Source organism: Novosphingobium aureum (genome assembly GCF_015865035.1).
In the GTDB taxonomy this organism is placed as follows: Bacteria; Pseudomonadota; Alphaproteobacteria; order Sphingomonadales; family Sphingomonadaceae; genus Novosphingobium; species Novosphingobium aureum.
Map to the genome: position 1 here is coordinate 1,058,834 of NZ_JADZGI010000001.1, position 26,735 is coordinate 1,085,568.

Sequence of the window (26,735 nt, forward strand, 5' to 3'; positions counted from 1 at the left end):
GATTCTGGTTCTCCCTGGGGGGGGGTGCGGGAAGCTATCCCCCCGGTAACGGGTTTACCCGCCTTCCGGTTCCACGGTTCGTCGTGAAAATCGTCTTTTTCCGTAATCTTGCAGGAATTTGTACGGGTCCGCCTCCGTATCGGAGACGCTACCCGCGCGATCAGGTCGCCGCGCGGGCGCGGGCGATCGCCGATCGCACGTCACGTTCGCCATAAGGCTTGGTCACGACCGGGACCCCGGCGAATTCGGCCCCTTGTGTCGCGCGCTCACCATAGCCGCTGGCGAAGATGAACGGTATGCCCGCAAGCCGCAGCTTCTTGGCGACCGGTTCGCTGGTCTCCTTGCCAAGATTGACGTCGAGCATCGCAAAAGTGACTTGTCCTGTCTCGAGTACGTCGAAGGCCGCCGCGACCGAGCCAGCCACGCGGCAGTCGGTGAAGCCGGCTGCGCGCAACAGATCCTCTGCTTCCATGGCGATGATCACGTTGTCCTCGACGATGAGCGCGATGCCCTGCGACAGCCCGGAGGTCAGGGCGTCGCCTTCGGGGACCTCTATCTGTCCCTGGCGTGGATCGGCGCCAGGCGTCTCGAAGCTGGCGATATGTTCGCCCGGCACCAGGAACAGCGCCTGCAGGCCCTGTTCGGGGAATACCACCGAGGCGCTGCCGCCCAGTTCGTGCGGGATCGTACGCTCGATGATCGTCGAGCCGAAGCCACGCCGGGTCGGCTTCTTGACCGCAGGGCCACCTTCCTCGCGCCAGTCGAACTCGACCCCGTCGTCGTCGCCGCGGCTCAGGGTTACCACGACGCGTCCGGTGTTGTTCGACAGCGCGCCGTACTTGCACGAATTGGTCATCAGCTCGTGGACGACCAGCGCGATGGTGGTGAAGGCAGTCGGCGCGACGAGCGCGTCGGGGCCGTCGATGACCACGCGGTCGGCGCTTTCGCTCGCATAGGCTGCGGCCTCGGTGCGCACGAGGTCGTAGAGCGAGGAGGGGGTCCAGTCCTTCTCGGTAACCTGGTCGTGTGCGCGGGCGAGCGCGTGGATGCGGCTGCCGACGATCTCGGCGAATTCGTCGATGGTGCTGGCGCCGTCCTTGCTTTGCGAGACGAGCCCGCGGATCAGGTTGAGGATGTTGCGCACGCGGTGGTTGAGCTCCGCGATCAGCATGTCCTGCTGCTGGCTGGCCTGTTCGCGCTGGATGTTGGCAGCGTCGGCGAGGCGCAGCACGACCTCGAGCAGGGTGATGCGCAGCGATTCCGCCGCCGCCGATTCGTCCTCGGTCCAGGGCAGCGACTGGCCGCGGCGCTCCTCCTTCCACAGCTCGAAGCTCTTGCGCGGGGTGAGACGCGCGCCGTTGGGGCCGAGCTCGATCGCCTTTTCAGGGTTGCCTGCCCAGTGGACCTCGCGCAGCTGCTCCTTGCGGAACAGCACGATGTAGTCGCGCGGGCTGCGGCTGACGGGCAGAGCGAGCAGTCCGGCGGCCTTGTCGGCCCAGGCCTGTGCGGGCGGGAAGATCGCGGCGATATTGTCGCTGGCCCACACCGTGCTCGCGCCGGCGGTATTGAGGAAGCGCGCGAGCTCTACGAACTGTTCCTTGTTGGGCGTGACGCCGTGGCTCATGAACTGGCCGTCGACCCAGCCGACCGCGCCGTCGAAGCCGATCACCCGCCCGATCGATTCGGAGAAGTCGCCGAAGGCATCGAGCAGCGAGCCTCCGCTGGCGACGCGGCCCATGATCTCGTCATGCAGCCGCATGGATTCGCCGCGCAGCTGCAGGGCAGCGTCGCTTTCCTTCTGGTCGAGGATGTAGGAGAAGAATTCGCCGAACAGTTCGCTCGCGGTGCGTACCGAATAGGACAGGCGCAGCGGTGAATAGTGGTGGCAGGCCATGAGCCCCCACAGCTTGCCGCGCCGGACGATCGAGACCGACATCGAGGCCTTGATCCCCATGTTGCGCAAGTACTCGATGTGGATCGGGGAGACCGCGCGCAGGCCCGACATCGAAAGGTCGAGCGGATCGCCGTTGGGTCCGGTTGCCGGGATGACCGGCACCGTCGGGTCGTCGACGTCGGAAATGATGCGCAGCATGTTGCGGGTGTAGAGGCGCCGGGCCTGGGCCGGGATGTCCGAGGCCGGGAAGTGCAGCCCCTTGAAGCTGTCGACCATGCCGTTGAGGCTCTCGGCGATCACCTCGCCCGCGCCGTCGTTCTCGAAACGGTAGACCATGACCCGGTCGAAGCCGGTCAGTCCGCGCAAGTGGCGTGCGGCGCTGGCGCACAGTTTCTCGATCGAATCCGCCTGGCGCATCCGATCGATCATCGGGCGCACGTAGGACACGAAGTCGCGCCGGCGTCCGCCCTCGTGCGGCTCGATCTCGACCACGAAGGAGCGGCCCGAGGCGTGGACCGCGAGGTCGAACAGCCGACCGTCGGCGAGCAGGTCGACTTCGAACACGCGCTCGACCGCGCCCGACCCGCCGAGCACCTGCAGGCGACTGCGCACGTCGTGCATCGCGCTGGGCGAGAGGAACTCGATCGCCGAGCGGCCGATCATCTCCTGCGCCGAAAGGCCGAAAAGCTCTGCGCAGTTCACCGAGGCGTGGTTGATGATCCAGTCGCTCGAGAACGAGACCAGCCAGCCGAAGCTCTGGATCCGGCCGATGATGTGAATCGGTTCTAGGTCGCAGGTGGTGAGATCCACCTTGGTCGTGTCGTCAGCCATTCAATTCCTGCTTCTGCGACTCTTCCAGGGTCGCGCTGACGGTGAAGGCCGTCTCGAATGTGGTGAAGGCGGCAAGTGCGGCGCCCTCGATCGCGGCCGCCTCGACGGCGCTGAATTCCTGCTTCGCAAACCAGGGGACGAGCGCTTTCCAGACCGCGTGACCGGTATCGTCCTCCATGTAGCGAGAGGGACTACCGGTGGTGCGGCCCTGATAACCCTCGCGGCGAATCACTTCATTGCCCAGGCGCGAGCCCGCGATCACGTAGCAGACCCCCGCAGCGCCCTCTTCGGGCACCACCGCCTGTGGGATGTCGAGCGCGACAAGCGCCGAAACGGGCAGGCCGCGCTCGGCGAGATCGGCCGCCAGCATTGCCGGAAAGTCCGGGCAGGGAAGCGCCAGTTCGCGTTCGACGAAGCGGTGGAAGGTACTGAAGAGCGGGGACAAAGCCATGGCGTGCGCGCCCAGAAAACGGCGCAGGTCAGCCTCCCGACCGAGGTCGAGCGAGCCGAACGCCTCGTCGAGACGGGCGTGCGAGGGCCCTGTGGCCTTGCGCAATTGGCTCAGCATTCCTGGCCTGTCCTTATCCTGATGGTGCGAGCCCGAGCGGGAAACGCATAAGTGAAGTCGTGGCGATTGCAAGCAGCCGAGCAGGCGCCCGCCTCAAGCCAACTTTTCGCTCTCCGATATGTTCCCGAGTACGCACATAGCAGCGCAACAGGGTTCCGTCTGTGCACTTAGATACGCAGTCTGGAACCAGTGCCGCCTGCGCTGGTTAGCAAGACAAGGGGCAACGAACCCGCATACCCGAAGGCTGGGGTCGCCATGGGGAGAAGCACGTAGTTCGCGGCACTGGCGGCGGACTGCAAACGATATGAAAAACCCGAGGACTCAACGATGGATGCTATCAGGACGGATCGACGGTCGGACTTGCTTGACTGTCTCAACCAGTCAGACAGGGAGCTGCTCGAAAGCCGCCTTCAGGATGTCCATCTTGCCAGTGGCGATCTCATCTTCGAGGTCGGTTCTGCGGTCGACTACTGTTATTTTCCCATAGGCTCCTCGCTTTGCGCCTTCTTCGTGGAGATGGAGGAGGGCATGGCGGTCGAGACCATCCTGGTCGGGCGCGAGGGCGCGCTGGGCGGCGTGGTCTCGAGTGGGCACCTGCCTGCCTATTCGCGCGCGAGCGTGGTGCACGGCGGGTTGTTCCGCCGCATTTCGCAGCGCGAACTCGCAGCGCTCAAGCAGAGTTCGCCGGGGATCAACTCGCTGTTCTGCCGCTATGCCGACTGCGTCATGGCGCAGGTGTTCCAGTCGATCGCCTGCAATGCGGTCCACACCATCGAGCAGCGCGCCGCGAAGTGGCTGACCGCGACGGTCGACCGCATCGGACGGCCCGAGGTGATGATGACGCAGGAGCAGCTCGCTTCGATCATGGGGATCGGGCGTAGCTACGCCAGCCGCGTCCTACAGCGCTTCAAGCGCGACGGTCTGCTGCGCACCCGGCGCGGCGGGCTCGAGGTGCTCGACGCCCATGCGCTCGGCGAGCGGGCCTGCTCGTGCAACCAGCAGGTGCAAGGTCACTTCGACAAGGTGCTGGGCGGGCTCTATCCCTGACGAGTGCTGCGGCGCGTCGAGGCATCATCCCCGTCGGCTGCGGGATGATGCCCGTGCGCGCGCTCAATCCTGCGGCGCACCGATCGCGACTGCGGCGTGGTCCTCGGCGTCGCCAAGCGGCACGCCCGCTTCCTTGCGCTCGGAATAGCGGTCGACCAGCTGCGCTGCGTGCGGGCGCAGCAGCACGGTGAAGCGCACGAGTTCCTCCATCACATCGACGATGCGATCGTAATAGCTCGAGGCACGCATGCGCCCCGCCTCGTCGAACTCCTTGTAGGCCATCGCCACCGAGGACTGGTTGGGCACGGTGAACATGCGCATCCAGCGCCCGAGCAGGCGCAGCGTGTTGACCGCGTTGAACGACTGCGACCCGCCCGAGACCTGCATCACCGCCAGCGTGCGCCCTTGCGTCGGGCGCAGCCCGCGCAGCTGCAGCGGGAGATGGTCGATCTGCGCCTTCATGATGCCGGTCACCTGACCGTGGCGCTCGGGGCTGCACCAGACCATGCCTTCCGACCACAGCGCATGTTCGCGCAGCTCGTGGACCGCCGGGTGGTCGTCGCCCGCCACCTGATCGGGCAGCGGCAGGTCGCGCGGATCGAAGATGCGCACCTCGGCGCCGAAGAAGCGCAGCAGGCGCGCGGCTTCCTCTACCGCAAGGCGCGAGAAGGAGCGTTCGCGCAGCGAGCCGTAGAGCAGCAGGATGCGCGGCGGCGGCTGGTCGTCACCGAGGCCGAGAGCGGGGCGGCGGTGTGCAAAACGCGCGTCGAGCGTGGGCAGGTGATCGGGATCGGGCAGGTCGCGAAGGCGCATGGGGAAACCTTGTGTGAATGGGAAGGGGAGGTCAGTCGGCGGCGGGGGCGCAACACGAGAGGGTTTCGAGCAAGGGCGCGCACAAGTCGGCGCGGCCATCGCAGCAATCGCGCACGAGGTAGAGCATGAGGGCGCTCATCGCGGAGATCTCGGCGCGCTGGATCTGCTGGCGGCCCTGCTTGTGCGCGCTGACCAGCCCGGCCTTCACCAGCACCGCCAGATGCGTCGAGAGCGTGCTCTGGCTGAGCCCGGCGGCCTCGACCAGCGTGCCGGTCGAAAGGCCCTCGGGCGCATGGCGCACGAGCAGGCGGAAAGTGGCGAGGCGCGTGGGGTGGGCCAGCGCGGCGAGCGCGGCAAGGGCGCTTTCGGTGTCCATTCATCGGTAATAAGCGATGGGAATGGGCCGGTCAACGCGCGACGGTCAGGGCAGGCGCGAGGGTGGGGGCAAGGGCGGGGCGTTCGTCCCACAAGAGAAATGGCCCGCCGCACCGGGTGCGACGGGCCAAGCTTTCCTCCCCAGGAAAACTCTTCGATGTCTCGGCGCGGCCTTCTGCGGGCCGTCACCGTGGCGATCGCCCCAGCAAGGGTGGGGCGGGGCGATCGCCTCCCCGGTCAGCGGCGCGAGGCCGAGCCGAGGCGGTGGTAGAGGCTGGAATACTTGGACGAGATCGGATCGTCCTCGTGGGCCTTCAGGTAGAACAGGACCGCGTCCTGCAGCAGCTTGAAGTCCTGGTTCGAAAGCACGGCGCGCGCGCGGGCCGGTTCGATCGTGGCGGTGGCAGTGGTCATTTCACGTCTCCTTCCTGTGCTCGCGTTTGTCATGGCGTGAGCGGGTTGCTCACCGAGGGGGATCAGCGGAAGCAGGTCCCCGCTCGGCAATTTCAGATGTCCGTGCATGGTCATGGCGCGGACCGGTTCGGCCTGCCGCGTCATGCGGCGAACTGGTTCATCGTATTGTGCTCGCCGCCGGCCTTGAGGGCCGCTTCACCGGCGAAGTATTCCTTGTGATCGTCGCCGATGTCCGAGCCGGCCATGTTCTGGTGCTTGACGCAGGCGATGCCCTGGCGGATTTCCTGGCGCTGGACGCCCTTGACGTAGCCGAGCATGCCCTGTTCGCCGAAGTACTCCTTGGCGAGGTTGTCGGTCGACAGCGCCGCGGTGTGGTAGGTCGGCAGGGTGATGAGGTGGTGGAAGATGCCCGCCTCGCGCGCCGCGTCCCTCTGGAAGGTGCGGATGCGCTCGTCGGCCTCTGCCGCCAGCTCGGTGCCGTCGTAGTCCACGCTCATCAGCTTCGCCCGGTCGTAGCCCGACATGTCGCGCCCTTCGCCTTCCCAGGCATCGAAGACCTGCTGGCGGAAGTTGAGCGTCCAGTTGAAGCTGGGCGAGTTGTTGTAGACCAGCTTGGCGTTGGGCATTTCCTCGCGGATGCGGCTGACCATCCCGCCGATCTGGCCGATGTGCGGCTTCTCGGTCTCGATCCAAAGCAGGTCCGCACCGTTACGAAGCGCGTTGATGCAGTCGAGCACGCAGCGGTCTTCGCCGGTTCCGGGACGGAACTGGTAGAGATTGCTGGGCAGGCGCTTGGGGCGCATCAGCTTGCCGTCGCGGCTGATCAGGACTTCGCCGTGGCCGACCTCGCCCGCGCCGATCTCGTCGCAATCGAGGTAGCTGTTGTACTGGTCGCCGATGTCGCCTGCCTCGCGGGTGAAGGCGATCTGCTTGGTGAGGCCAGCGCCCAGCGAGTCGGTGCGTGCCACGATCAGCCCGTCGTCGACGCCCAGTTCCATGAAGGCATAGCGGATCGCACGGATCTTCGCGATGAAGTCCTCGTGCGGGACCGTGACCTTGCCGTCCTGGTGACCGCACTGCTTCTCGTCCGAGACCTGGTTCTCGATCTGCAGGCAGCAGGCGCCGGCCTCGATGAACTTCTTGGCGAGCAGGTACGTCGCCTCGGCGTTGCCGAAGCCGGCGTCGATGTCGGCGATGATCGGCACGACGTGGGTCTCGTGGCCGTCGATCGCGGCCTCGATGCGCTTTGCCTCCATCTCGTCACCGGCCTTTCGCGCCTTGTCGAGGTCGCGGAACATGCCGCCCAGCTCGCGGGCATCGGCCTGCTTGAGGAAGGTGTAGAGCTCCTCGACTAGCGCGGGGACGCAGGTCTTCTCGTGCATCGACTGGTCGGGCAGCGGTCCGAACTCGCTGCGCAGCGCGGCGACCATCCAGCCCGAGAGGTAGAGGTAGCGCCCCTTGGTCGAGCCGAAGTGCTTCTTGATGGAGATCAGCTTCTGCTGGCCGATGAACCCGTGCCAGCAGCCCAGCGACTGGGTGTAGTTGGCAGGGTCGGCATCGTATGCGGCCATGTCCTGGCGCATGATCTTCGCGGTGTAGCGGGCGATGTCGAGGCCGGTGTGGAACCGGTTCTGGGTGCGCATGCGGGCGACCGATTCGGCCTCGATGCCGTTCCAGTTGGGCTCGCCGGCGATGGTCTGTCCGGCTTCGGTGATCTTGCTCTGGTAGGTCACTGTGCTCATCCCATGAATTCGGTGGTTGTCTTCGATGAGCTGCAGGTAGGGCGAAATTTTGCTGCGCGAAATGCCTTGCGGAGTGACGTTGTAAAACTTTACAGCTATAGCTTGTAAAGTTGTACAGGACTTACAGGGGGCGAATCCGTGGCAGAGTCGCGAAGCGTGCAAAGGCCATTGTATCTAGGTCCAAGACTGCGCCGCCTGCGCCGCGAGCTCGGGCTGACCCAGCAGGCCATGGCCGACGATCTGGAAATCTCGGCCAGCTACGTCGCGCTGCTCGAGCGCAACCAGCGCCCGGTCACCGCCGACATGCTCCTGCGGCTGGCACGCACCTACCGCCTCGAGATCGCCGACATCGCCAGCGAGGACGGCGAGGACTATGCCCGGCGTCTCGCCGAGGTGCTGCGCGACCCGATCTTCGCCGACATCGACCTGCCCGCGCTCGAGGTCTCCGATCTGGCGATGAGCTTCCCCGGCATTTCCGAAGCGCTGCTCAGGCTCCACGGCGCCTATACCCGCGAGCAGCAGGCGCTGGCCGAGCAGCGCGCCGCCGGGCCGGGGGCGGACGAGAACGAACCGGTGCGCGAGGCGCAGCGCTTCCTCGGCGCGCGGCGCAACTACTTCCACCCGCTCGACATGCGCGCCGAGGAACTGGCGGCCGAGATCGAGCAGGCGGGCGGGGCGAGTGCCTGGCTCGCGGCCAAGGGGGTTCGCGTGCGTTCGCTCCCGCCCGATGTCATGATGGGGGCGCTGCGCCGCTTCGACCGGCACAACCAGCAGCTGCTGCTCGACGATACCCTCGATGCGCCCAGTCGCACCTTCCACATCGCCACGCACATCGCCCACACCGCGCTGCGCGCCGACATCAAGCAGGTGCTGCGGGTCGAGAGCTTCGCCTCGCGCACGACCGCGACGCTGCTGCTGCGCGCGCTCGCGGCCTATGGGGCAGGGGCCATCGTCATGCCCTATGCCCGCTTCGCCCGCGCGGTCGAGCAGCGCAGTTACGACATCGAGGCGCTGTGCGGGCTGTTCGGCGCGAGCTTCGAGCAGGTCGCGCACCGCCTCACCACGCTCCAGCGTCCGGGCGAGGAGCGCGTGCCGTTCTTCTTCCTGCGCATCGACGAGGCGGGCAATGTCTCCAAGCGGCTCGACGGGGCGGGCTTTCCCTTCGCCGCGCACGGGGGCGGGTGCCCCTTGTGGAGCGTGCATCAGGTCTTCCGGCGCCCGGGCGAGATTCACCGCCAGTGGCTCGAACTGCCGAGCGGCGAGCGCTATTTCTCTATCGCGCGCACCGTCACCAGCGCGGGCGGGGGGCTGGGGCGCCCGCGCGTGATGCGTGCGGTCGCGCTCGCCTGCGCTGCCGATCAGGCCGGCCGGCTGGCCTATGTCACCGGCGAGGAAGCGGGTCGCGAGGCACCGACTCCGATCGGCGTCACCTGCCGCCTGTGCCACCGCCCCGAATGCGCCGCGCGCTCTGTCCCCCCGATCGGGCGCGACATCCTTGCCGACGACTACCGCCGCGGCGCGCAGCCCTACGCCTTCGCGGAAAGCTGACGGGCGAGGGGCTGCCGAAACGAGAAGGGGCGCTTCCACATGTCGTGAAAGCGCCCCTTCTTTCTGGTGCCTTGTTGCGGCGCCTTCTTGCGAAGGCTCAGGCCATGGCCGCTGCGGCAGCGCGGCTCGAGGTCATCTTGCTCACCGCGACGATGGCTAGCGTCGATGCGATCACGCCGGGAATGATCTCGTAGACGCCCGGGCCGCCGAGGAAGCTCGCGTTCCATTCCATCACGATCCAGAAGATCACGACCAGCGCGCCCACGACGAGGCCCGAGACCGCACCCGCACCCGACATCCCGCGCCAGGTCAGCGCGAGGAAGATCATCGGGCCGAATGCCGCGCCGAAGCCCGCCCAGGCGTTCGAGACGAGCTGGAGCACTTCGGAGTCGGGATCGCTGGCGATGGCGATGGCAGCGAGCGAGACCAGCAGCACCGCGACGCGGCCAACGTTCACGATCTCGCGCTCCGAGGCGTTCTTGCGCAGGAACAGGCGGTAGAAGTCCTCGGCGAGCGAGCTGGACGAGACCAGCAGCTGCGAGGAGATCGTGCTCATGATCGCGGCGAGCAGGGCCGCCAGCAGGAAGCCGGTGATCAGCGGGTGAAACAGCAGGTGGGCAAGCGCGATGAAGATCGTCTCGGGATCGTCGAGCGGGATGGCGTTGCGCTGCATGTAGGCACGGCCTGCAAGGCCGACGCCGAGAGCGCCGATGAGCGAGACGAACATCCAGCCCATGCCGATGTTGCGCGCGACCGCCACGTCCTTGACGCTGCGCACAGCCATGAAGCGCACGATGATGTGCGGCTGGCCGAAGTAGCCAAGGCCCCAGGCGACGGCCGAGAGCCAGCCGATGAAGGTCAGCCCGTGCGTGAGCGAGAGGAACTGCGGATCGATCTCGGTGAGGGTCACGTTCATCTGGCCAAAGCCGTCGCCCTGACCGCCCCACAGCACCACGACCGGCATCAGCACCAGTGCGACGACCATGATGCAGCCCTGACAGAAGTCGGTCAGCGAGACCGCGAGGAAGCCGCCGACCATCGTATAGGCAAGCACCACGCCCGCAGTCAGCCAGATGCCGAACATGTAGTCGCTCATGCCGACATCGCCGAACAGGCCGGCAAAGCTCGTCACGAACAGCTTGCCGCCGCCCACGAGACCAGCGGCGGTGTAGACGGTGAAGAAGACGACGATGATGACGGCCGAAACCACGCGCAGCAGCGTTGCCTTGTCGGGGAAGCGGTTGGCGAGGAATTCGGGGATCGTCAGGGCGTTTCCGTAGGACACTGTCTGCTCGCGCAGGCGCGGGGCGACCACGATCCAGTTGACGAGCGCGCCCAGGAACAGGCCGATGCCGATCCATGCCTCGACCAGTCCCGAGGCATAGAGCGCACCGGGCAGGCCCATGAGCAGCCAGCCGGACATGTCCGATGCACCCGCCGAGAGCGCGGCCACCGCCGGGTGCAGGTTGCGCCCGCCCAGCAGGTAGCCCTCGGAATCCTCGGTGGATTTCTTCCAGGCATAGAGGCCGATGCCGAGCATCAGCACGAAATAGAGGGTGAGTGAGATGAGGGTTCCTGTCTGCATGGCGCGGGGACATAACCCGTTATTTCGCAAAACCCAAGGTTCGCGAGCAAAAAAGCAGCAATGTTCCGCCAACTACCGCGGATCGACGCAGTAAGGAACCTCGATGAAGGCAATTTCGGACAGATCGTTCGTCGTCACTGACGAAGAGTTTTGCAGTTCAAATAAGTGACGCACTCATTTTGGACTTATATCGCATCGCAATGAATGTCATAGTATAGTTGTGAAGGCATCCTTGTGATAACTTGATGCATATTAATTTGCGTGACAGTTGTCTTAAATATTAAAAATTGGGATGTGGTCGCAGGTAAGTCAAGGTGCAGGGGGGCGGTAGGACATGTCTCTTGCGCGCAAGTGAACCGGTGCGAACTGCATTGTCGAGTATCGCTAAACCCTGAAATCATGGTGATTTCAGGTTCTGAGGCAATTCCGGCATGGCTGTCGTGCTGCAGTTGCTAATAGGGCAAGGCGCTGGCTGAGGCTCTGTCATGTCGTCTTGCGAATTTGCGAAGGAAGCAGATGTCTCGAGGCTTGCATGCAAAAGAACCGGACTGTCAGATCTGAAGGTCGTCGTCTGTGAACAGGCTCCCTGTTAACTCCTACAATATACGCGTTTCGGATCATGACTCACCCACTTGTTTCCAAGAACCGTCTGTAACCTTGATCCACCCTTGGCGACTTGTGTTGTGTACTGTACATAGGCTGGCGAGAGAGTGCCCCGTGGTTCGCTCATGGTTCGGATGCGTCGAGGTGTCGCTGCGGGGGTGTCGGCAAGGTGCTTGCCGCAAACCGAGGGTGATCCAGCGGTGTCCGAAGCGAACCCGCCTCCCGGCCGTCCCCACGCGGCACCGCAGTTTTCACGCGCCGCGCAGCGGCGCGGCGGAACGCGCCACTCATCGCGATTCTTGCAAGACCCTGTCAGTCTTGATCGGCCCTTCCGATCATACTCATCGGGCCAATGCACTTTGGTGCAAGGGCGGTTGGCTCCTACACAAGTGCGGCTCGCAGAGAGAGCGTTCGTCAGCAACTGGTGGAGAGGCAATCATGCCCAGCACTTCCAAAATGCGCCCCGGCGCCAACTATCCCTTTTCGCGCAGCTTCCGGCTGCTCCTGATTGCCAGCGCGGCATCGCTTGCAAGCCTTCCAGCCCATGCCGAGGTCGAGAACGAGACCGTCAGCCAGGAAGACACCTCGGTGCGCGCCAAGATCGGCGGCATGACCAACGAGGACTGGTGGCCTGACCGCCTCGACCTTACGGCGCTGCGCCAGCACGAGGCGATGTCCAACCCCTATGGCGCCGACTTCGACTACGCCAAGGAATTCGCCAGCCTCGACCTCGATGCGGTCAAGGCCGACATCAAGAAGGTCCTGACCACCTCGCAGCCCTGGTGGCCCGCCGACTACGGCCACTACGGCCCGTTCTTCATCCGCATGGCCTGGCACTCTGCCGGTACGTACCGCGTGGGTGACGGGCGTGGCGGTTCGGACGGCGGCGAGCAGCGCTTCGATCCGCTCAACTCCTGGCCCGACAACGTGAGCCTCGACAAGGCCCGCCGCCTCGTGTGGCCGATCAAGCAGAAGTACGGCCGCAAGCTCTCGTGGGGCGACCTGATGGTGCTCTCGGGCACGGTCGCGCTAGAGGACATGGGCTTCAAGACCGTCGGTTTCGCCGGTGGTCGCGTCGATGCCTGGCAGCCCGACGTCGTCTACTGGGGCCCCGAGATGAAGATGATGGGCTCTGAGCGCTACACCAAGGACGGCAAGCTGCAGAAGTCGCTCGCCGCGACCACGATGGGCCTCATCTACGTGAATCCCGAAGGGCCCAACGGCAACCACGATCCCAAGTCGGCCGCCGCCGCGATCCGCGTCGCCTTCGGCAACATGGCGATGAACGACGAGGAAACCCTCGCGCTGATCGCGGGCGGGCACACCTTCGGCAAGGCGCATGGCGCGCACAAGCCGCAGGAGTGTCTGGGTGACGAGCCCACCGCGGCAGGCGTCGAGGCGCAGGGGCTTGGCTGGAAGAACAAGTGCGGCAAGGGCAATGCCGAGGACACGCTGACCTCGGGCCTCGAAGGCGCATGGTCGGCGAGCCCGACGCAGTTCACCACGCAGTACGTCGACAACCTGCTCAACTTCGATTGGGTCAAGACCAAGAGCCCGGCGGGCGCGACGCAGTGGATCCCGACCGATCCCGCCGCCGCGCAGATGGTCCCCGACGCCCATGTCGAGGGCAAGTTCCACGCGCCGATCATGTTCACCACCGACATCGCGCTCAAGGAGGACCCCGCGTTCCGCGCAGTGCTCGAGAAGTGGCAGAAGAACCCCGACGACTTCGCTAAGGCCTTCGCGCGTGCATGGTTCAAGCTCACGCACCGCGATCTCGGACCGCAGGTGCGCTACCTCGGCGCGGACATCCCCGATGAGACCTACATGTGGCAGGACCCTCTGCCCAAGGCGAGCATCAAGCCGATCGGCGAGGCCGACGCCAAGGCGCTGAAGAGCAAGATCATGGCCTCGGGGCTGACCGTCCCGCAGCTGGTACGCACGGCCTGGGCCTCGGCCTCGACCTATCGCGGCACCGACATGCGCGGCGGTGCCAACGGTGCGCGCCTCAGGCTTGACCCGCAAACCTCGTGGGCAGTGAACGACCCGGCTGAGCTCAAGATGGTGCTGGCCAAGCTGGAGCAGATCCAGAAGGCTTCGCCTGCGCCGATCTCGATGGCCGACCTCATCGTTCTTGGCGGCGCGGCTGCCATCGAGAAGGCTGCGGCTGATGCCGGGCACAGCGTGAGCGTGCCGTTCACTCCGGGCCGCGTCGATGCGACCCAGGACATGACCGATGCCGCCTCGTTCGCCTATCTCGAGCCCAAGGCCGACGCCTTCCGCAACTACTACCGCGAAGGCGCAGACTTCGCGCCGGCAGAGGCGATGGTCGACAAGGCCGACATGCTCGGCCTCACCGTGCCCGAGATGACCGTGTTGGTCGGCGGGATGCGTGCGCTCGGCGCCAATGCGGGCAATACCCGCTACGGCGTGCTGACCGATCGTCCGGGGCAGCTGACGAACGACTTCTTCGTCAACCTGCTGACGATGGACACGGTGTGGTCGAAGACCAGCAATCCGGGCTACTACGAGGGCAAGGACCGCAAGAGCGGTGCGGCCAAGTGGACAGCGACCCCGGTCGACCTGATCTACGGCTCGAACTCCGAGCTGCGCGCGGTTTCCGAGGCCTATGCCTCGGCGGATGCGGGCGACCTGTTCGTCAAGGACTTCGTCGCCGCCTGGACCAAGGTGATGAACGCCGACCGCTACTGATAGCGACCGGCTCCAAGTGAGCGGGAAGGCGGTGCCCGGGTGGGTGCCGCCTTCCTCGTTTTGCCCGGCAGGGGAGGGGGGGGCTCGCGCGAGGCCCGGTGCGGTGCGCCAACCTTGACCCGGGCAGCCCTTTCCCGTAAGGGCGCCCCAATCCCGCGGGCCAGTCTCGTGGGAACAGATTAGAGCTGAACGCTGCCAGCAGGTATTTTTCGGCGGATTTCCGATCTCTTCGCAGGTTGGAATGCGGTTCTTCGGAACCGGCCTTGGCCCGATTCGGGTCGATGGTTGCCGCAAGGATCCCCTGGCAGAGTAATCCGGTGCTTCGGTCCGGGTGGAGTGTCTTTCGGCTCGCGCATGGCGGTTTACCGCACATTGCCTCGTTTTAGCGAGGGGTGTGCCAGCATCGTTCATCGCGCGGCTTCACTCCATTCTTCGAAATGCACCGGCCCCCAAGACCCGGGGTGCGAGGGGTCCGTCCCGTGGCCCGGCTCTGGCCATGGTGCGGGCCGGATCCATCGCACTCCACATTTCGAAAGAAGAGTATAGATGCCCACTATCAACCAGCTGGTCCGCAAAGGCCGCGTGCTCCAGAAGGCCAAGAGCAAGGTTCCGGCCATGGAGCAGAACCCCCAGAAGCGCGGCGTTTGCACCCGCGTTTACACGACCACCCCGAAGAAGCCGAACTCGGCACTTCGCAAGGTCGCCAAGGTCCGTCTGACCAACAGCCGCGAAGTCATTTCGTACATCCCGGGTGAAGGCCACAACCTGCAGGAGCACTCGGTCGTGCTCATCCGCGGCGGCCGCGTCCGCGACCTTCCCGGCGTTCGCTACCACATCCTGCGCGGTGTGCTCGATACGCAGGGCGTCAAGGACCGCAAGCAGTCGCGCTCGAAGTACGGCGCCAAGCGTCCGAAGTAAGCTGGTCTTAAGGCTCGCGGCGGGGCACCCGTCATCCCGGCGAAAGCTGGGACCGCTGGCAGCCTGACGCGAGCTTGAAGGCAAGAAACATACCGAGCGCCCAGTGAGGCCAACGATCCCAGCGTTCGCTGGGGTGACGGTTGAAGACCTCCGCTACGCTCCGGACCTTTTGGAGTTTTTGAAATGTCACGTCGTCGTCGTCCCGAGAAGCGGGAAATCCTGCCGGATCCGAAGTTTGGTGATCTGGTCCTGTCGAAGTTCATGAACAACCTCATGTACGACGGCAAGAAGTCGGCTGCAGAGCGCATCGTCTATGGCGCGCTCGACACCATGGAAGCACGCGCCAAGGCCGATCCGGTCCAGCTGTTCCACGATGCGCTGAACAACGTGAAGCCGCAGATCGAGGTCCGCAGCCGCCGCGTCGGTGGTGCGACCTACCAGGTCCCCGTCGAGGTTCGTCCCGAGCGCGCCCAGGCCCTCGCGATCCGCTGGCTGATCACCGCCTCGCGCGGTCGTCCCGAGACCACCATGTCGGCGCGCCTCTCGGGCGAGCTCATGGATGCGGCCAACAATCGCGGCAACGCCGTGAAGAAGCGCGAAGACACGCACCGCATGGCGGACGCGAACCGCGCCTTCTCGCACTACCGCTGGTAAATTTCGTGGCAGCCCGCATGGCACACGTCATGCGGGCGTCACACTTTCAATTCAGGGGGCACGGGTTTATCTGAGCCCGCATCCGTCCTCAAACTCCTGCTAAGGAATCGCACCATGGCCCGCAGCCATCCGCTCAATATGTACCGCAACATCGGTATTATGGCGCACATCGACGCCGGTAAGACCACCACTACCGAGCGTATTCTCTTCTACACCGGCAAGTCCTACAAGATCGGCGAAGTGCACGACGGTGCCGCGACCATGGACTGGATGGAGCAGGAGCAGGAGCGCGGCATCACCATCACCTCGGCAGCGACCACCTGCTTCTGGGGCGACTACCGCATCAACATCATCGACACCCCGGGTCACGTCGACTTCACCATCGAAGTCGAGCGCTCGCTGCGCGTGCTCGACGGCGCGGTTGCATGCTTCGACGGCGTTGCCGGCGTTGAGCCGCAGTCGGAGACCGTGTGGCGTCAGGCTGACAAGTACGGCGTTCCGCGCATGTGCTTCATCAACAAGCTCGACCGCACCGGCGCCGACTTCAAGTACTGCGTCAAGTCGATCGTCGACCGTCTCGGCGCGACCCCGGCTGTCCTGTACCTGCCGATCGGCCTCGAAGCCGACCTCAAGGGTCTGGTCGACCTCGTCAACAACCGCGCGATCATCTGGAAGGACGAATCGCTCGGCGCCGAGTTCTTCTACGAAGAGATCCCGGCCGACATGGCCGACGAGGCTGCCGAGTACCGCACCCAGCTCATCGAACTCGCCGTCGAGCAGGACGATGACGCGATGGAAGCGTACCTCGAAGGCAACGAGCCCGACGTCGACACGCTCAAGAAGCTGATCCGCAAGGGTACGCTCGGTCACGCGTTCGTTCCGGTCGTGTGCGGCTCGGCGTTCAAGAACAAGGGCGTCCAGCCCCTGCTCGACGCCGTCGTCGACTACCTGCCTTCGCCGCTCGACATCGAGGACGTCCAGGGCGTCAAGGTCGATTCGGACGAAGCCGACAGCCGTCCCCCCAAGGACGACGCTCCGTTCTCGGCGCTCGCCTTCAAGGTCATGAACGACCCGTTCGTCGGCTCGCTCACCTTCGCCCGCATCTACTCGGGTACGCTCTCGAAGGGCGCCGTCCTGAACTCGGTGAAGGGCAAGAAGGAAAAGATCGGCCGCATCCTCGAGATGCACGCCAACGACCGCAAGGACATCGAAGAAGCCTACGCAGGCGACATCGTTGCTCTCGCCGGCATGAAGGAAACCACCACCGGCGACACGCTGTGCTCTGAAAAGCAGCCCATCGTGCTCGAGCGCATGGAATTCCCCGAGCCGGTCATCGAGCTCTCGGTCGAACCCAAGACCAAGGCCGACCAGGAGAAGATGGGCGTCGCGCTCAACCGTCTCTCGGCCGAGGATCCCTCGTTCCGCGTCTCGACCGACCACGAGTCGGGCCAGACGATCATCAAGGGCATGGGCGAGCTTCACCTCGACATCATCGTCGACCGCATGCGTCGCGAGTTCAAGGTCGAGGCGAACGTCGGTGCACCGCAGGTCGCTTACCGCGAATACCTCGGCAAGCCGGTCGACGTTGACTACACCCACAAGAAGCAGTCGGGTGGTACCGGTCAGTTCGGTCGCGTGAAGGTCAAGGTCACGCCGGGCGAGCGCGGTTCGGGCATCATCTTCAAGGATGAGATCAAGGGCGGTAACATTCCGAAGGAATACATCCCCGCGATCGAGAAGGGCATGCGCGAGACGGCCGAGACGGGTTCGCTCGTCGGCTTCCCGATCATCGACTTCGAAATCCTGCTCTACGACGGTGCATACCACGACGTCGACTCGTCGGCCCTGGCCTTCGAAATCGCCGGTCGCGGTTGTATGCGTGAAGTCGCGCAGAAGTCGGGCATCAAGCTGCTCGAGCCGATCATGAAGGTCGAGGTCGTCACCCCCGAGGAATACCTCGGCGACGTCATCGGCGACATGAACAGCCGTCGTGGCCAGATCCAGGGCACCGACAGCCGTGGCAACGCACAGGTTGTCGAGGCCAACGTGCCGCTCGCCAACATGTTCGGCTACGTGAACCAGCTGCGCTCCTTCACCCAGGGTCGCGCCAACTACTCCATGGTCTTCTCGCATTACGACGAAGTCCCGGCGAACGTGGCGGCCGAAGTGAAGGAGAAGCTTGCCTGACGGCAAGAATGGTTCTAGGGGCGGCGCCTGCTGATTCTGCGGGAGCCGCCTCGAATTCCCCAGATTCAATTTCATTGTGAAAGAAGGTTTGTAAGATGGCCAAGGCAAAATTCGAGCGGAACAAGCCGCACTGCAACATCGGCACCATCGGTCACGTCGACCATGGTAAGACCACCCTGACCGCGGCGATCACCAAGGTCCTGGCAGAAGCCGGCTTCGGTGAAGCCGTCGACTTCGCCAACATCGACAAGGCTCCCGAAGAGCGCGAGCGCGGCATCACGATCTCGACCGCACACGTCGAGTACGAGACCGAGAACCGCCACTACGCGCACGTCGACTGCCCGGGTCACGCCGACTACGTCAAGAACATGATCACCGGTGCTGCCCAGATGGACGGCGCGATCCTCGTCGTGAACGCCGCTGACGGCCCGATGCCCCAGACCCGTGAGCACATCCTGCTCGCTCGTCAGGTCGGCGTTCCGGCTCTCGTCGTGTTCATGAACAAGGTCGACCAGGTCGATGACGAAGAGCTCCTCGAGCTCGTCGAGATGGAAGTTCGCGAGCTTCTCTCCTCGTACGACTTCCCGGGCGACGACATTCCCATCGTCAAGGGTTCGGCTCTGGCTGCTCTCGAAGGTCGTGACGACGAGATCGGCAAGAACCAGATCCTCGAGCTCATGAAGGCTGTCGACGACTACATCCCGCAGCCGCCGCGCCCGACCGACAAGAACTTCCTGATGCCCGTCGAGGACGTGTTCTCGATCTCGGGTCGTGGTACGGTTGTCACCGGCCGCGTCGAGACCGGCATCATCAAGGTCGGCGAGGAAGTCGAAGTCGTCGGTATCCGCGACACCCAGAAGACCACCGTCACCGGCGTCGAAATGTTCCGCAAGCTGCTCGACCAGGGCGAAGCTGGCGACAACATCGGTGCGCTCGTTCGTGGTCTGAAGCGCGACGACGTCGAGCGTGGTCAGGTTCTGGCCAAGCCCGGCACCGTGACCCCGCACACCGAGTTCTCGGCTGAGGTCTACGTGCTCTCGAAGGACGAAGGTGGCCGTCACACCCCGTTCTTCGCGAACTACCGTCCGCAGTTCTACTTCCGCACCACCGACGTCACCGGTGAGGTCATCCTCCCCGAGGGCACCGAGATGGTGATGCCGGGCGACAACGTGACCATCTCGGTCAAGCTGATCGCGCCGATCGCCATGGACGAGGGCCTTCGCTTCGCAATCCGCGAAGGCGGCCGCACCGTCGGTTCGGGCGTTGTCTCGAAGATCACTGTCTGATCGACAGCTCTTCATAGACGCACGTGATTGGCCCGGTCCTGCGCAAGCAGGGCCGGGCCTTCGCGTTTCGGGGCTGCTCAAACTGTAAAGCGTGATTCGCACGAGGCGGGGCAGGGCGCTCGCCAGCTGCCCGATCGCTTTTATGCGCGATCTAACAATCTGGCGGAAATGCGCGCCTCTTCGTTAGAATCATGCGTTCGCAAGGGCCTGGCCCGGCATCGCGGCGCCTGCGCAAGAAAAGCGTAAAACAGGGCTTGCCCGACTCGCTGTCAGCGTGTAGTTGCGCGGCTCGAATTTGACGGGGCTTTATGCCCTTTGGCTCTTTCTCATCGGTAGCAGGTACATGGAAGCTCAGAACATCCGCATTCGCCTCAAGGCGTTTGACCACCGCGTGCTCGACCAGGCAACTGGCGAAATCGCTGACACGGCCCGCCGCACCGGCGCGCTCATTCGGGGCCCCATTCCGCTGCCGACCAAGATCGAGAAGTTCACCGTGAACCGCGGTCCGCACATCGACAAGAAGTCGCGTGAGCAGTTCGAAGTCCGCACGTACAAGCGTCTGCTTGACATCGTGCAGCCGAACGCTGCCACCGTCGACGCTCTGATGAAGCTGGACCTCGCGGCCGGCGTCAACGTCGAGATCAAGCTGGCCTGATCCAGCTTCGGGGCTGCTGCGGCGGCCCCGGCAGTCGTTCCGATCGGACTTAAAACGATCGGGCGAAATTCGGATCTCTCGAGATCCAGATAACCTTGTCGATCCATCGAGATCGGCTTTGCGCGACAAGACGCGCAGAGACAGAGCCTCCAGGGTGCACCGCACCGGCGAGGACACAAGGGATACCTCCGGTCCTTCCTTCGGGAAGGGCTGGGAATGCGTCCCCCGTCTCGTTTCCGCAGCGGCCATTCGGGCTGCTTGCAGGGAACACCCAGCCCGGACGGGGCATGCATCACATCATTGGGCTGGACACGCCTGTTCGGGATGGGCCCGGGCAGGCCTCTGTTGAGGAGACAGATCATGCGTACTGGCGTGATCGCCAAGAAGGTCGGGATGACCCGCCTGTTCCAGGAGGACGGGCGTCATGTTCCCGTTACCGTCCTGGCACTTGAAGATTGTCAGGTGGTTTCGGTCCGCACCGAAGACCGTGACGGCTACGTCGCGGTTCAGCTCGGTGCCGGTGAAGCCAAGCAGAAGAACGTTGCCAAGCCGCAGCGCGAGCACTTCGCCAAGGCTGAAGTTTCGCTCAAGATGCGTGTTGCCGAGTTCCGCGTCGCCGACGACGCGCTGCTCGAGGTCGGTTCGACCATCGCTGCCTCGCACTTCGTGCCCGGCCAGCTCGTCGACGTTGCCGGCCACACGCAGGGCAAGGGCTTCGCGGGCGCCATGAAGCGTTGGGGCTTCGGCGGTCTGCGCGCCACCCACGGTGTTTCGCTCTCGCACCGTTCGCACGGTTCGACGGGTAACCGCCAGGATCCGGGCAAGGTCTTCAAGAACAAGAAGATGGCCGGCCACATGGGCGACCGTCAGCGCACCCAGCAGAACCTCGAGATCGTCCGCGTGGACGACGAGCGTGGCCTGATCTTCGTCAAGGGCTCGGTCCCGGGCGCGAAGAACGCCTGGCTCACCGTTTCGGACGCCGTCAAGGTCGCCCGTCACGCCGAGGCTCCGTACCCGGCCGGTCTCAAGACCGCCGCCAACAGCAATGACTCGGCTGCCGACACCCCCGCGGAAGACACCGCGGCCGTCGAGGCGACCGAAGGCCAGGAGGGCTAAGTCGTGAAGGTTCAGGTCCTCAATATCGACGGCACCGCCGCCAAGGGCGACATCGAGCTGTCGGATGACGTGTTCGGCATCGAGCCGCGCGCAGACATCCTGCACCGCGTCGTCACTTGGCAGCTGGAGAACCGTCGCGGTATCGCCCGCGCCACCCGCGAGCGTTCGGACGTTGCCCGTACCGGCAAGAAGTTCGGTCGCCAGAAGGGCGGCGGCACGGCTCGTCACGGCGACCGCGCTGCACCCGTCTTCATCGGCGGTGGTAAGGCTCACGGTGCCCGTCGTCGCGAGTTCGGCCAGTCGCTGAACAAGAAGCTGCGCGCACTCGGCCTCAAGATGGCTCTGTCCTCGAAGGCCCAGGCCGGTCTCGTCATCGTCGACTCGCTCGACGTTGCCGACGCCAAGACCAAGGCTCTCGCCGGTCAGCTGGCCAAGGCCAACTTCGGCAAGAAGGTGCTCGTGATCGACGGCGACGCGGTCAACGACAACTTCGCCAAGGCTGCCCGCAACCTCATCGGCGTCAACGTTCTGCCCGCACAGGGCGCGAACGTTTACGACATCCTGAAGCACGACACGCTGGTGCTCACCCGCGCCGCCGTCGAAAAGCTGGAGGCTCGCTTCAATGGCTAAGTCTGCTGCAGAAATCCGTCACTACGACGTGATCCTCGCACCGCACATCACCGAGAAGGCGACGCTGCTCTCCGAGCACAACGCGGTCGTCTTCAAGGTTGCCGGCGATGCGACCAAGCCCGAGATCAAGGCTGCCGTCGAGGCGCTGTTCAGCGTCAAGGTTACCGGCGTGAACACCCTGGTCACCAAGGGCAAGACCAAGCGCTGGCGCGGTAAGGAATACCGCCGCAGCGACGTGAAGAAGGCGATTGTCACGCTGGCCGAAGGTCAGACGATCGACATCACCGAAGGCGTGCGGGGTTAATTCCGATGGCACTTAAGCATTACAACCCGACCAGCCCCGCTCGCCGCGGCCTGGTCCTCGTCGACAAGTCGGCGCTGTGGAAGGGCAAGCCTGTCAAGGCTCTGACCGAAGGCAAGCGCAAGACCGGTGGCCGCAACAACAAGGGTCATGTCACTTCGCGTGGCATCGCCGGTGGTCACAAGCAGAAGTACCGCTACATCGACTTCAAGCGTCGCAAGTGGGACGTTGAGGGCACCGTCGAGCGGATCGAGTACGATCCCAACCGCACCGCCTTCATCGCGCTCGTGAACTACGCCGACGGCGAGCAGGCCTACATCATCGCTCCGCAGCGTCTCGCTGCCGGCGACAAGGTCATCGCCGCCGAGAAGTGCGACACCAAGCCTGGCAACGCCATGCTGCTGTCGCAGATGCCGATCGGCACCATCTGCCACAACGTCGAGATGAAGCCCGGCAAGGGCGGTCAGATCGCACGTTCGGCCGGTGCCTACGTCCAGGTCGTCGGTCGTGACCGCGGCATGGTCATCGTGCGCCTCAACTCGGGCGAGCAGCGCTACCTGCGTGGCGACTGCATGGGCACGGTCGGTGCGGTGTCGAACCCCGACAACCAGAACCAGACCCTGGCCAAGGCAGGCCGCAAGCGTTGGATGGGCCGTCGCCCGCTGACCCGTGGTGTTGCCAAGAACCCGGTCGATCACCCCCACGGTGGTGGTGAAGGCCGTACCTCGGGCGGCCGTCACCCGGTCACTCCCTGGGGTAAGCCGACCAAGGGTGCTCGTACTCGCAACAACAAGCAGACGGACAAGATGATCATCCGTTCGCGCCACGCCAAGAAGAAGAGGTAAGACACGATGGCACGTTCCGTCTGGAAAGGCCCCTTTGTCGACCTGTACCTTCTCAAGAAGGCCGAGGTCGCGCAGGATGCCGGCAACCGCGCTGGTCCGATCAAGACCTGGTCGCGTCGCTCCACCATCCTTCCGCAGTTCGTTGGTCTGACCTTCTCGGTCTACAACGGGCACAAGTTCATCCCGGTCTCGGTCAACGAGGACATGGTCGGCCACAAGCTCGGTGAATTCGCGCCCACGCGCACGTTCCCCGGCCACGCCGCCGACAAGAAGGGCAAGCGCTAATGAGCAAGCAGGCAGCACCCCGCCGCGTCGGCGAAAAGGAAGCCCTGTCGGTCGGCACCACGATCCGTGGTTCGGCGCAGAAGCTCAACCTCGTCGCCGCCCTGATCCGCGGCAAGAAGGCCGAGGAAGCGATGAACATCCTCGCTTTCTCGAAGAAGGCCATGGCCGTGGACGCCCGCAAGGTTCTCGCTTCGGCGATCGCCAACGCGGAGAACAACCACAACCTCGACGTCGACGCCCTCGTCGTCGCCGAGGCTTCGGTCGGCAAGTCGATCACCATGAAGCGCTTCCACGCTCGTGGTCGCGGCAAGTCTACGCGTATCCTCAAGCCGTTTTCGCGCCTGCGGATCATCGTTCGCGAAGTCGAGGAGGCCTGAGGCATGGGTCACAAGAGCAATCCGATCGGTCTGCGTCTGCAGATCAACCGTACCTGGGACAGCCGCTGGTTCGCCGAAGGCCGTGACTACGGCAAGCTGCTTGAGGAAGACCTCAAGATCCGCAAGGCGATCATGGCAGCCGTTCCCCAGGCCGCCATCTCGAAGGTCGTGATCGAGCGTCCGGCCAAGCTGTGCCGCATCTCGATCTACGCTGCCCGCCCCGGTGTCATCATCGGCAAGAAGGGTGCGGACATCGAGAAGCTTCGCAAGAAGCTGGCCGAGATGACCTCGAGCGAGGTCAAGCTGAACATCGTCGAGATCCGCAAGCCGGAAGTCGACGCCAAGCTCATCGCTCAGGGCATCGCCGACCAGCTGATCCGCCGCGTTGCCTTCCGTCGTGCCATGAAGCGCGCGATGCAGTCGGCCATGCGTCTGGGTGCCGAAGGCATCAAGATCATGTGCGGCGGCCGTCTTGGCGGCGCTGAGATCGCACGCGTCGAGCAGTATCGCGAAGGTCGCGTGCCGCTCCACACGCTGCGTGCGAACATCGACTATGCCGAAGCCGAGGCGCTGACCGCCTACGGTATCATCGGCATCAAGGTCTGGGTCTTCAAGGGTGAGATCCTCGGCCACGACCCGATGGCGCAGGACCGGCTGATGATGGAGGCTCAGACCTCCGGCGTCCGCCCGGCGCGCTGAGGCTTAGGATAGAGTAAGCACCATGCTGCAACCGAAAAAGACTAAGTTCCGCAAGGCATTCAAGGGCCGGATCAAGGGCGAGGCCAAGGGTGGCACCGACCTGAACTTCGGATCCTACGGCCTCAAGGCCATGGAGCCGGAGCGTATCACCGCCCGCCAGATCGAGGCGGCTCGCCGCGCGATCACGCGTCACATCAAGCGCCAGGGTCGCCTCTGGATCCGCGTCTTCCCGGACGTGCCGGTTTCGAAGAAGCCTGCCGAAGTCCGTCAGGGTAAGGGCAAGGGTTCGGTGGAATACTGGGCTGCCCGTGTGAAGCCCGGCCGCATCCTGTTCGAGCTGGACGGCGTTGCCGGCCCGCTCGCCGCTGAGGCTTTCAGCCGCGCCGCGATGAAGCTTCCCATCAAGACCAAGGTCGTTGCCCGTCTCGGCGACACCTCGCACCTGGAGGGTTAATCTCATGGCCAGCACCACTGAAGACTTCCGCGCCAAGACCGACGACCAGCTCACCGAAGAGCTCGTCGCCCTCAAGCGCGAGCAGTTCAACCTGCGCTTCCAGGCCGCCACGAGCCAGCTCGAGGCACCGGCCCGGATCAAGCAGGTCCGTCGCGACATCGCCCGCATCAAGACGCTCCAGGCTGAGCGTTCGGCTGCGGCGAAGTAAGGAGGAAACACGATGCCCAAGCGTATTCTGATCGGTACCGTCGTTTCCGACAAGACCGACAAGACCGTTACCGTGCTCGTCGAGCGCCGCGTGAAGCACCCCCTCTACGGGAAGATCATCCGCCGCTCGAAGAAGTACGCCGCCCACGACGAGGAAAACGCGTTCCACATCGGTGACCGCGTTCGCATCGAGGAAACCAAGCCGATCTCGAAGACGAAGACTTGGAAGGTCCTCGATTCACTTCAGGCCGGTAAGGGGGTTGCCATCGAGGCCAATCTCGACGTAGAGGCCGCCAACTGATTTGAGACGTCCCCCCGGTGTTCGCACCGGGGGAGCTTTTTTGGAACTGCCGGACTGGTTCCGGCAAGCCGTTGAGAAGGAACCGGATCAATGATCCAGATGCAATCCAATCTCGACGTCGCGGATAACAGCGGCGCGAAGCGCGTCCAGTGCATCAAGGTGCTGGGTGGCTCGAAGCGTCGATTCGCGGGCGTCGGCGACATCATCGTGGTGTCGGTCAAGGAGGCGCAGCCGCGTGCTCGCGTCAAGAAGGGCGACGTTCACCGCGCCGTGATCGTGCGTACCCGCAAGGACGTGCGTCGCGCCGATGGCAGCGTCATCCGCTTCGACAGCAACGCTGCCGTGCTCATCAACAAGAGCGAGGAGCCGATCGGCACCCGTATCTTCGGCCCCGTGGTCCGCGAGCTTCGCGGCAAGGGCTTCATGAAGATCATCTCGCTTGCGCCGGAGGTGCTGTAATGGCTGCCGCGAAGATCAAGAAGGGTGACAGCGTCGTCGTCCTGTCCGGTAAGGACAAGGGCCGCACCGGCACCGTGCTTCAGGTTAGCCCGAAGGACGGCAAGGTCGTGGTCGAGGGCGTGAACGTCGCGACCAAGCACCGCAAGCCGACCCAGGCGAACCCGCAGGGCGGTATCGACCGCGTCCCGGCCCCGATGGCGATCAGCAAGGTTGCCGTGGCCGACAAGGACGGCAAGCCGACCCGCGTTCGCTTCGAAGTCAAGGATGGCAAGAAGGTCCGCGTGGCCGTCAAGTCCGGGGAGACCATCGATGTCTGACAAGTACACCCCGCGCATGCGTTCGAAGTACGATGCGGAAATCGTCAAGGCGATGACCGAGAAGTTCGGCTACAAGAACGTCATGGAAGTCCCCAAGATCGAGAAGATCACGCTCAACATGGGCGTGGGCGAGGCGAGCCAGGACAAGAAGAAGGTCCAGACCGCCGCGGCCGAAATGGAAAAGATCGCCGGCCAGAAGCCCGTGATCACCAAGGCCCGCAAGTCGATCGCGCAGTTCAAGCTGCGTGAAGGCATGCCGATCGGCTGCAAGGTCACCCTGCGCCGCGAACGCATGTTCGAATTTCTCGACCGCCTCATCACGATCGCGATGCCCCGCATCCGCGACTTCCGTGGCCTGAACGCCAAGTCGTTCGACGGTCGCGGCAACTACGCGATGGGCCTGAAAGAGCAGATCATCTTCCCCGAGATCAGCTACGATCAGATCGAGAAGGTGCGTGGCATGGACATCATCGTCACCACCACCGCCAAGACCGATGAGGAAGCACGCGAACTGCTGCGCCTCTTTGGTTTCCCGTTCCCGGCAGAGGCCGAGGATCAGAAGGAGGCGGCGTGAGCCGCCGCTGAGGAAGAGAGCTTAAGTCCATGGCGAAACTGAGTTCCGTGAACAAGAACGAGCGTCGTAAGAAGCTCGTCAAGAAGTACGCAGGTAAGTACGCGCGCCTTAAGGCGATCGCGGCCGATGAATCGCTCGACGAAACCGAGCGCCTTATCGCCCGTCTGAAGCTGGCCGAGATCCCGCGTAACGGCAACCCGGTCCGGGTTCGCAACCGTTGCGCCACGACCGGTCGTCCGCGCGGTTACTACCGCAAGTTCGGCCTGTGCCGCGTTGAGCTGCGTGATCTTGCCAACAAGGGCATGATCCCCGGCGTGACCAAGTCGAGCTGGTAAGGG

Annotated in this window: 29 protein-coding genes; 22 read left to right on the forward strand and 7 right to left on the reverse strand. The window is 64.4% G+C overall.

Annotated features, from left to right (window positions below; translation table 11 throughout):
- Positions 1 to 160: 160 nt before the first annotated feature.
- A complete protein-coding gene (locus I5E68_RS05005) occupies positions 161 to 2,725 on the reverse strand; it encodes an HWE histidine kinase domain-containing protein (RefSeq protein ID WP_197161401.1) in 2,565 nt (854 codons plus the stop codon).
- Positions 2,718 to 3,293 carry a biliverdin-producing heme oxygenase gene (locus tag I5E68_RS05010; RefSeq protein ID WP_197161405.1) on the reverse strand — a complete coding sequence of 192 codons (576 nt, stop codon included), beginning with the start codon at positions 3,291 to 3,293 and terminating at the stop codon, positions 2,718 to 2,720. Before I5E68_RS05010 ends, I5E68_RS05005 begins: the two co-directional genes overlap by 8 nt.
- A 360-nt stretch (positions 3,294 to 3,653) precedes the next feature.
- Here I5E68_RS05010 and I5E68_RS05015 point away from each other — a divergent pair, with 360 nt between their 5' ends.
- Positions 3,654 to 4,340, forward strand: a complete 687-nt coding sequence (locus I5E68_RS05015) for a Crp/Fnr family transcriptional regulator (protein ID WP_228726833.1) — start codon at positions 3,654 to 3,656, stop codon at positions 4,338 to 4,340.
- Positions 4,341 to 4,403: 63 nt separating this feature from the next.
- On the opposite strand, the gene arsH is transcribed toward I5E68_RS05015, so the two are convergent.
- The 4 genes from arsH to I5E68_RS05035 form a co-directional block, all read right to left on the reverse strand.
- A complete protein-coding gene (arsH, locus tag I5E68_RS05020) occupies positions 4,404 to 5,153 on the reverse strand; it encodes an arsenical resistance protein ArsH (protein WP_197161427.1) in 750 nt (249 codons plus the stop codon).
- 31 nt (positions 5,154 to 5,184) lie between these two features.
- Entirely contained in the window at positions 5,185 to 5,529 is a 345-nt protein-coding gene (locus I5E68_RS05025; RefSeq protein ID WP_197161429.1) for an ArsR/SmtB family transcription factor, read from the reverse strand.
- A 236-nt stretch (positions 5,530 to 5,765) separates the two neighbouring features.
- The gene (locus I5E68_RS05030; RefSeq protein ID WP_197161431.1) at positions 5,766 to 5,942 is read right to left on the reverse strand and encodes a hypothetical protein; all 177 of its coding nucleotides are present in this window, start codon (positions 5,940 to 5,942) and stop codon (positions 5,766 to 5,768) included.
- Between the two features lie 140 nt (positions 5,943 to 6,082).
- Complete coding sequence (locus tag I5E68_RS05035; protein WP_197164573.1) at positions 6,083 to 7,675, reverse strand: isocitrate lyase; 1,593 nt, start codon at positions 7,673 to 7,675, stop codon at positions 6,083 to 6,085.
- A gap of 177 nt (positions 7,676 to 7,852) precedes the next feature.
- Here I5E68_RS05035 and I5E68_RS05040 point away from each other — a divergent pair, with 177 nt between their 5' ends.
- Positions 7,853 to 9,232, forward strand: a complete 1,380-nt coding sequence (locus tag I5E68_RS05040; RefSeq protein WP_228726835.1) for a helix-turn-helix domain-containing protein — start codon at positions 7,853 to 7,855, stop codon at positions 9,230 to 9,232.
- 97 nt (positions 9,233 to 9,329) lie between these two features.
- Here the strand turns inward: I5E68_RS05040 and putP are convergent, their stop codons facing one another.
- Entirely contained in the window at positions 9,330 to 10,817 is a 1,488-nt protein-coding gene (gene putP / locus I5E68_RS05045) for a sodium/proline symporter PutP (protein WP_197161435.1), read from the reverse strand.
- Positions 10,818 to 11,858: 1,041 nt separating this feature from the next.
- Between putP and katG the strand changes: the two genes are divergently transcribed.
- The 20 genes from katG to rpsN all read left to right on the forward strand — a co-directional run bounded on the left by katG (position 11,859) and on the right by rpsN (position 26,732).
- On the forward strand, positions 11,859 to 14,132 hold the full coding sequence (katG, locus tag I5E68_RS05050) for a catalase/peroxidase HPI (protein ID WP_228726836.1): 2,274 nt from the start codon (positions 11,859 to 11,861) through the stop codon (positions 14,130 to 14,132).
- 546 nt (positions 14,133 to 14,678) lie between these two features.
- On the forward strand, positions 14,679 to 15,050 hold the full coding sequence (rpsL, locus tag I5E68_RS05055; protein ID WP_197161438.1) for a 30S ribosomal protein S12: 372 nt from the start codon (positions 14,679 to 14,681) through the stop codon (positions 15,048 to 15,050).
- Between the two features lie 183 nt (positions 15,051 to 15,233).
- Positions 15,234 to 15,704 (forward strand): 30S ribosomal protein S7, encoded by a 471-nt coding sequence (gene rpsG, locus I5E68_RS05060; protein ID WP_197161441.1) that lies wholly within the window; start codon positions 15,234 to 15,236, stop codon positions 15,702 to 15,704.
- A gap of 114 nt (positions 15,705 to 15,818) precedes the next feature.
- A complete protein-coding gene (gene fusA / locus I5E68_RS05065) occupies positions 15,819 to 17,891 on the forward strand; it encodes an elongation factor G (RefSeq protein ID WP_197161443.1) in 2,073 nt (690 codons plus the stop codon).
- A gap of 95 nt (positions 17,892 to 17,986) precedes the next feature.
- Positions 17,987 to 19,177 carry an elongation factor Tu gene (gene tuf, locus I5E68_RS05070; protein ID WP_197161445.1) on the forward strand — a complete coding sequence of 397 codons (1,191 nt, stop codon included), beginning with the start codon at positions 17,987 to 17,989 and terminating at the stop codon, positions 19,175 to 19,177.
- A gap of 343 nt (positions 19,178 to 19,520) precedes the next feature.
- Positions 19,521 to 19,832: a 30S ribosomal protein S10 gene (gene rpsJ, locus I5E68_RS05075; RefSeq protein WP_007011873.1), complete on the forward strand. Its 312-nt coding sequence runs from the start codon at positions 19,521 to 19,523 to the stop codon at positions 19,830 to 19,832.
- 360 nt (positions 19,833 to 20,192) lie between these two features.
- Positions 20,193 to 20,948, forward strand: coding sequence for a 50S ribosomal protein L3 (gene rplC / locus I5E68_RS05080; RefSeq protein WP_197161447.1), 756 nt, complete (start codon positions 20,193 to 20,195; stop codon positions 20,946 to 20,948).
- Positions 20,949 to 20,951: 3 nt separating this feature from the next.
- Positions 20,952 to 21,578 (forward strand): 50S ribosomal protein L4, encoded by a 627-nt coding sequence (gene rplD, locus I5E68_RS05085; RefSeq protein ID WP_197161449.1) that lies wholly within the window; start codon positions 20,952 to 20,954, stop codon positions 21,576 to 21,578.
- Complete coding sequence (locus tag I5E68_RS05090) at positions 21,571 to 21,882, forward strand: 50S ribosomal protein L23 (RefSeq protein WP_197161451.1); 312 nt, start codon at positions 21,571 to 21,573, stop codon at positions 21,880 to 21,882. The genes rplD and I5E68_RS05090 overlap by 8 nt, the downstream gene beginning before the upstream one ends.
- A gap of 5 nt (positions 21,883 to 21,887) precedes the next feature.
- Complete coding sequence (rplB, locus tag I5E68_RS05095; protein WP_197161453.1) at positions 21,888 to 22,724, forward strand: 50S ribosomal protein L2; 837 nt, start codon at positions 21,888 to 21,890, stop codon at positions 22,722 to 22,724.
- A 6-nt stretch (positions 22,725 to 22,730) separates the two neighbouring features.
- The gene (rpsS, locus tag I5E68_RS05100; RefSeq protein WP_054440312.1) at positions 22,731 to 23,009 is read left to right on the forward strand and encodes a 30S ribosomal protein S19; all 279 of its coding nucleotides are present in this window, start codon (positions 22,731 to 22,733) and stop codon (positions 23,007 to 23,009) included.
- On the forward strand, positions 23,009 to 23,386 hold the full coding sequence (gene rplV, locus I5E68_RS05105; RefSeq protein WP_197161472.1) for a 50S ribosomal protein L22: 378 nt from the start codon (positions 23,009 to 23,011) through the stop codon (positions 23,384 to 23,386). The genes rpsS and rplV overlap by 1 nt, the downstream gene beginning before the upstream one ends.
- A gap of 3 nt (positions 23,387 to 23,389) precedes the next feature.
- Positions 23,390 to 24,085, forward strand: coding sequence for a 30S ribosomal protein S3 (rpsC, locus tag I5E68_RS05110; RefSeq protein ID WP_197161475.1), 696 nt, complete (start codon positions 23,390 to 23,392; stop codon positions 24,083 to 24,085).
- Between the two features lie 22 nt (positions 24,086 to 24,107).
- Positions 24,108 to 24,539: a 50S ribosomal protein L16 gene (gene rplP, locus I5E68_RS05115; RefSeq protein WP_197161478.1), complete on the forward strand. Its 432-nt coding sequence runs from the start codon at positions 24,108 to 24,110 to the stop codon at positions 24,537 to 24,539.
- A 4-nt stretch (positions 24,540 to 24,543) separates the two neighbouring features.
- The gene (rpmC, locus tag I5E68_RS05120; RefSeq protein WP_197161481.1) at positions 24,544 to 24,747 is read left to right on the forward strand and encodes a 50S ribosomal protein L29; all 204 of its coding nucleotides are present in this window, start codon (positions 24,544 to 24,546) and stop codon (positions 24,745 to 24,747) included.
- A gap of 12 nt (positions 24,748 to 24,759) precedes the next feature.
- The gene (gene rpsQ, locus I5E68_RS05125; RefSeq protein ID WP_197161484.1) at positions 24,760 to 25,047 is read left to right on the forward strand and encodes a 30S ribosomal protein S17; all 288 of its coding nucleotides are present in this window, start codon (positions 24,760 to 24,762) and stop codon (positions 25,045 to 25,047) included.
- A 90-nt stretch (positions 25,048 to 25,137) separates the two neighbouring features.
- Positions 25,138 to 25,506 (forward strand): 50S ribosomal protein L14, encoded by a 369-nt coding sequence (gene rplN, locus I5E68_RS05130; protein ID WP_197161487.1) that lies wholly within the window; start codon positions 25,138 to 25,140, stop codon positions 25,504 to 25,506.
- Positions 25,506 to 25,823, forward strand: a complete 318-nt coding sequence (gene rplX / locus I5E68_RS05135) for a 50S ribosomal protein L24 (RefSeq protein WP_197161490.1) — start codon at positions 25,506 to 25,508, stop codon at positions 25,821 to 25,823. The genes rplN and rplX overlap by 1 nt, the downstream gene beginning before the upstream one ends.
- Positions 25,816 to 26,397, forward strand: a complete 582-nt coding sequence (gene rplE, locus I5E68_RS05140; RefSeq protein ID WP_197161493.1) for a 50S ribosomal protein L5 — start codon at positions 25,816 to 25,818, stop codon at positions 26,395 to 26,397. Before rplX ends, rplE begins: the two co-directional genes overlap by 8 nt.
- A 29-nt stretch (positions 26,398 to 26,426) precedes the next feature.
- Positions 26,427 to 26,732, forward strand: coding sequence for a 30S ribosomal protein S14 (gene rpsN / locus I5E68_RS05145; protein WP_197161513.1), 306 nt, complete (start codon positions 26,427 to 26,429; stop codon positions 26,730 to 26,732).
- Positions 26,733 to 26,735 lie beyond the last annotated feature (3 nt).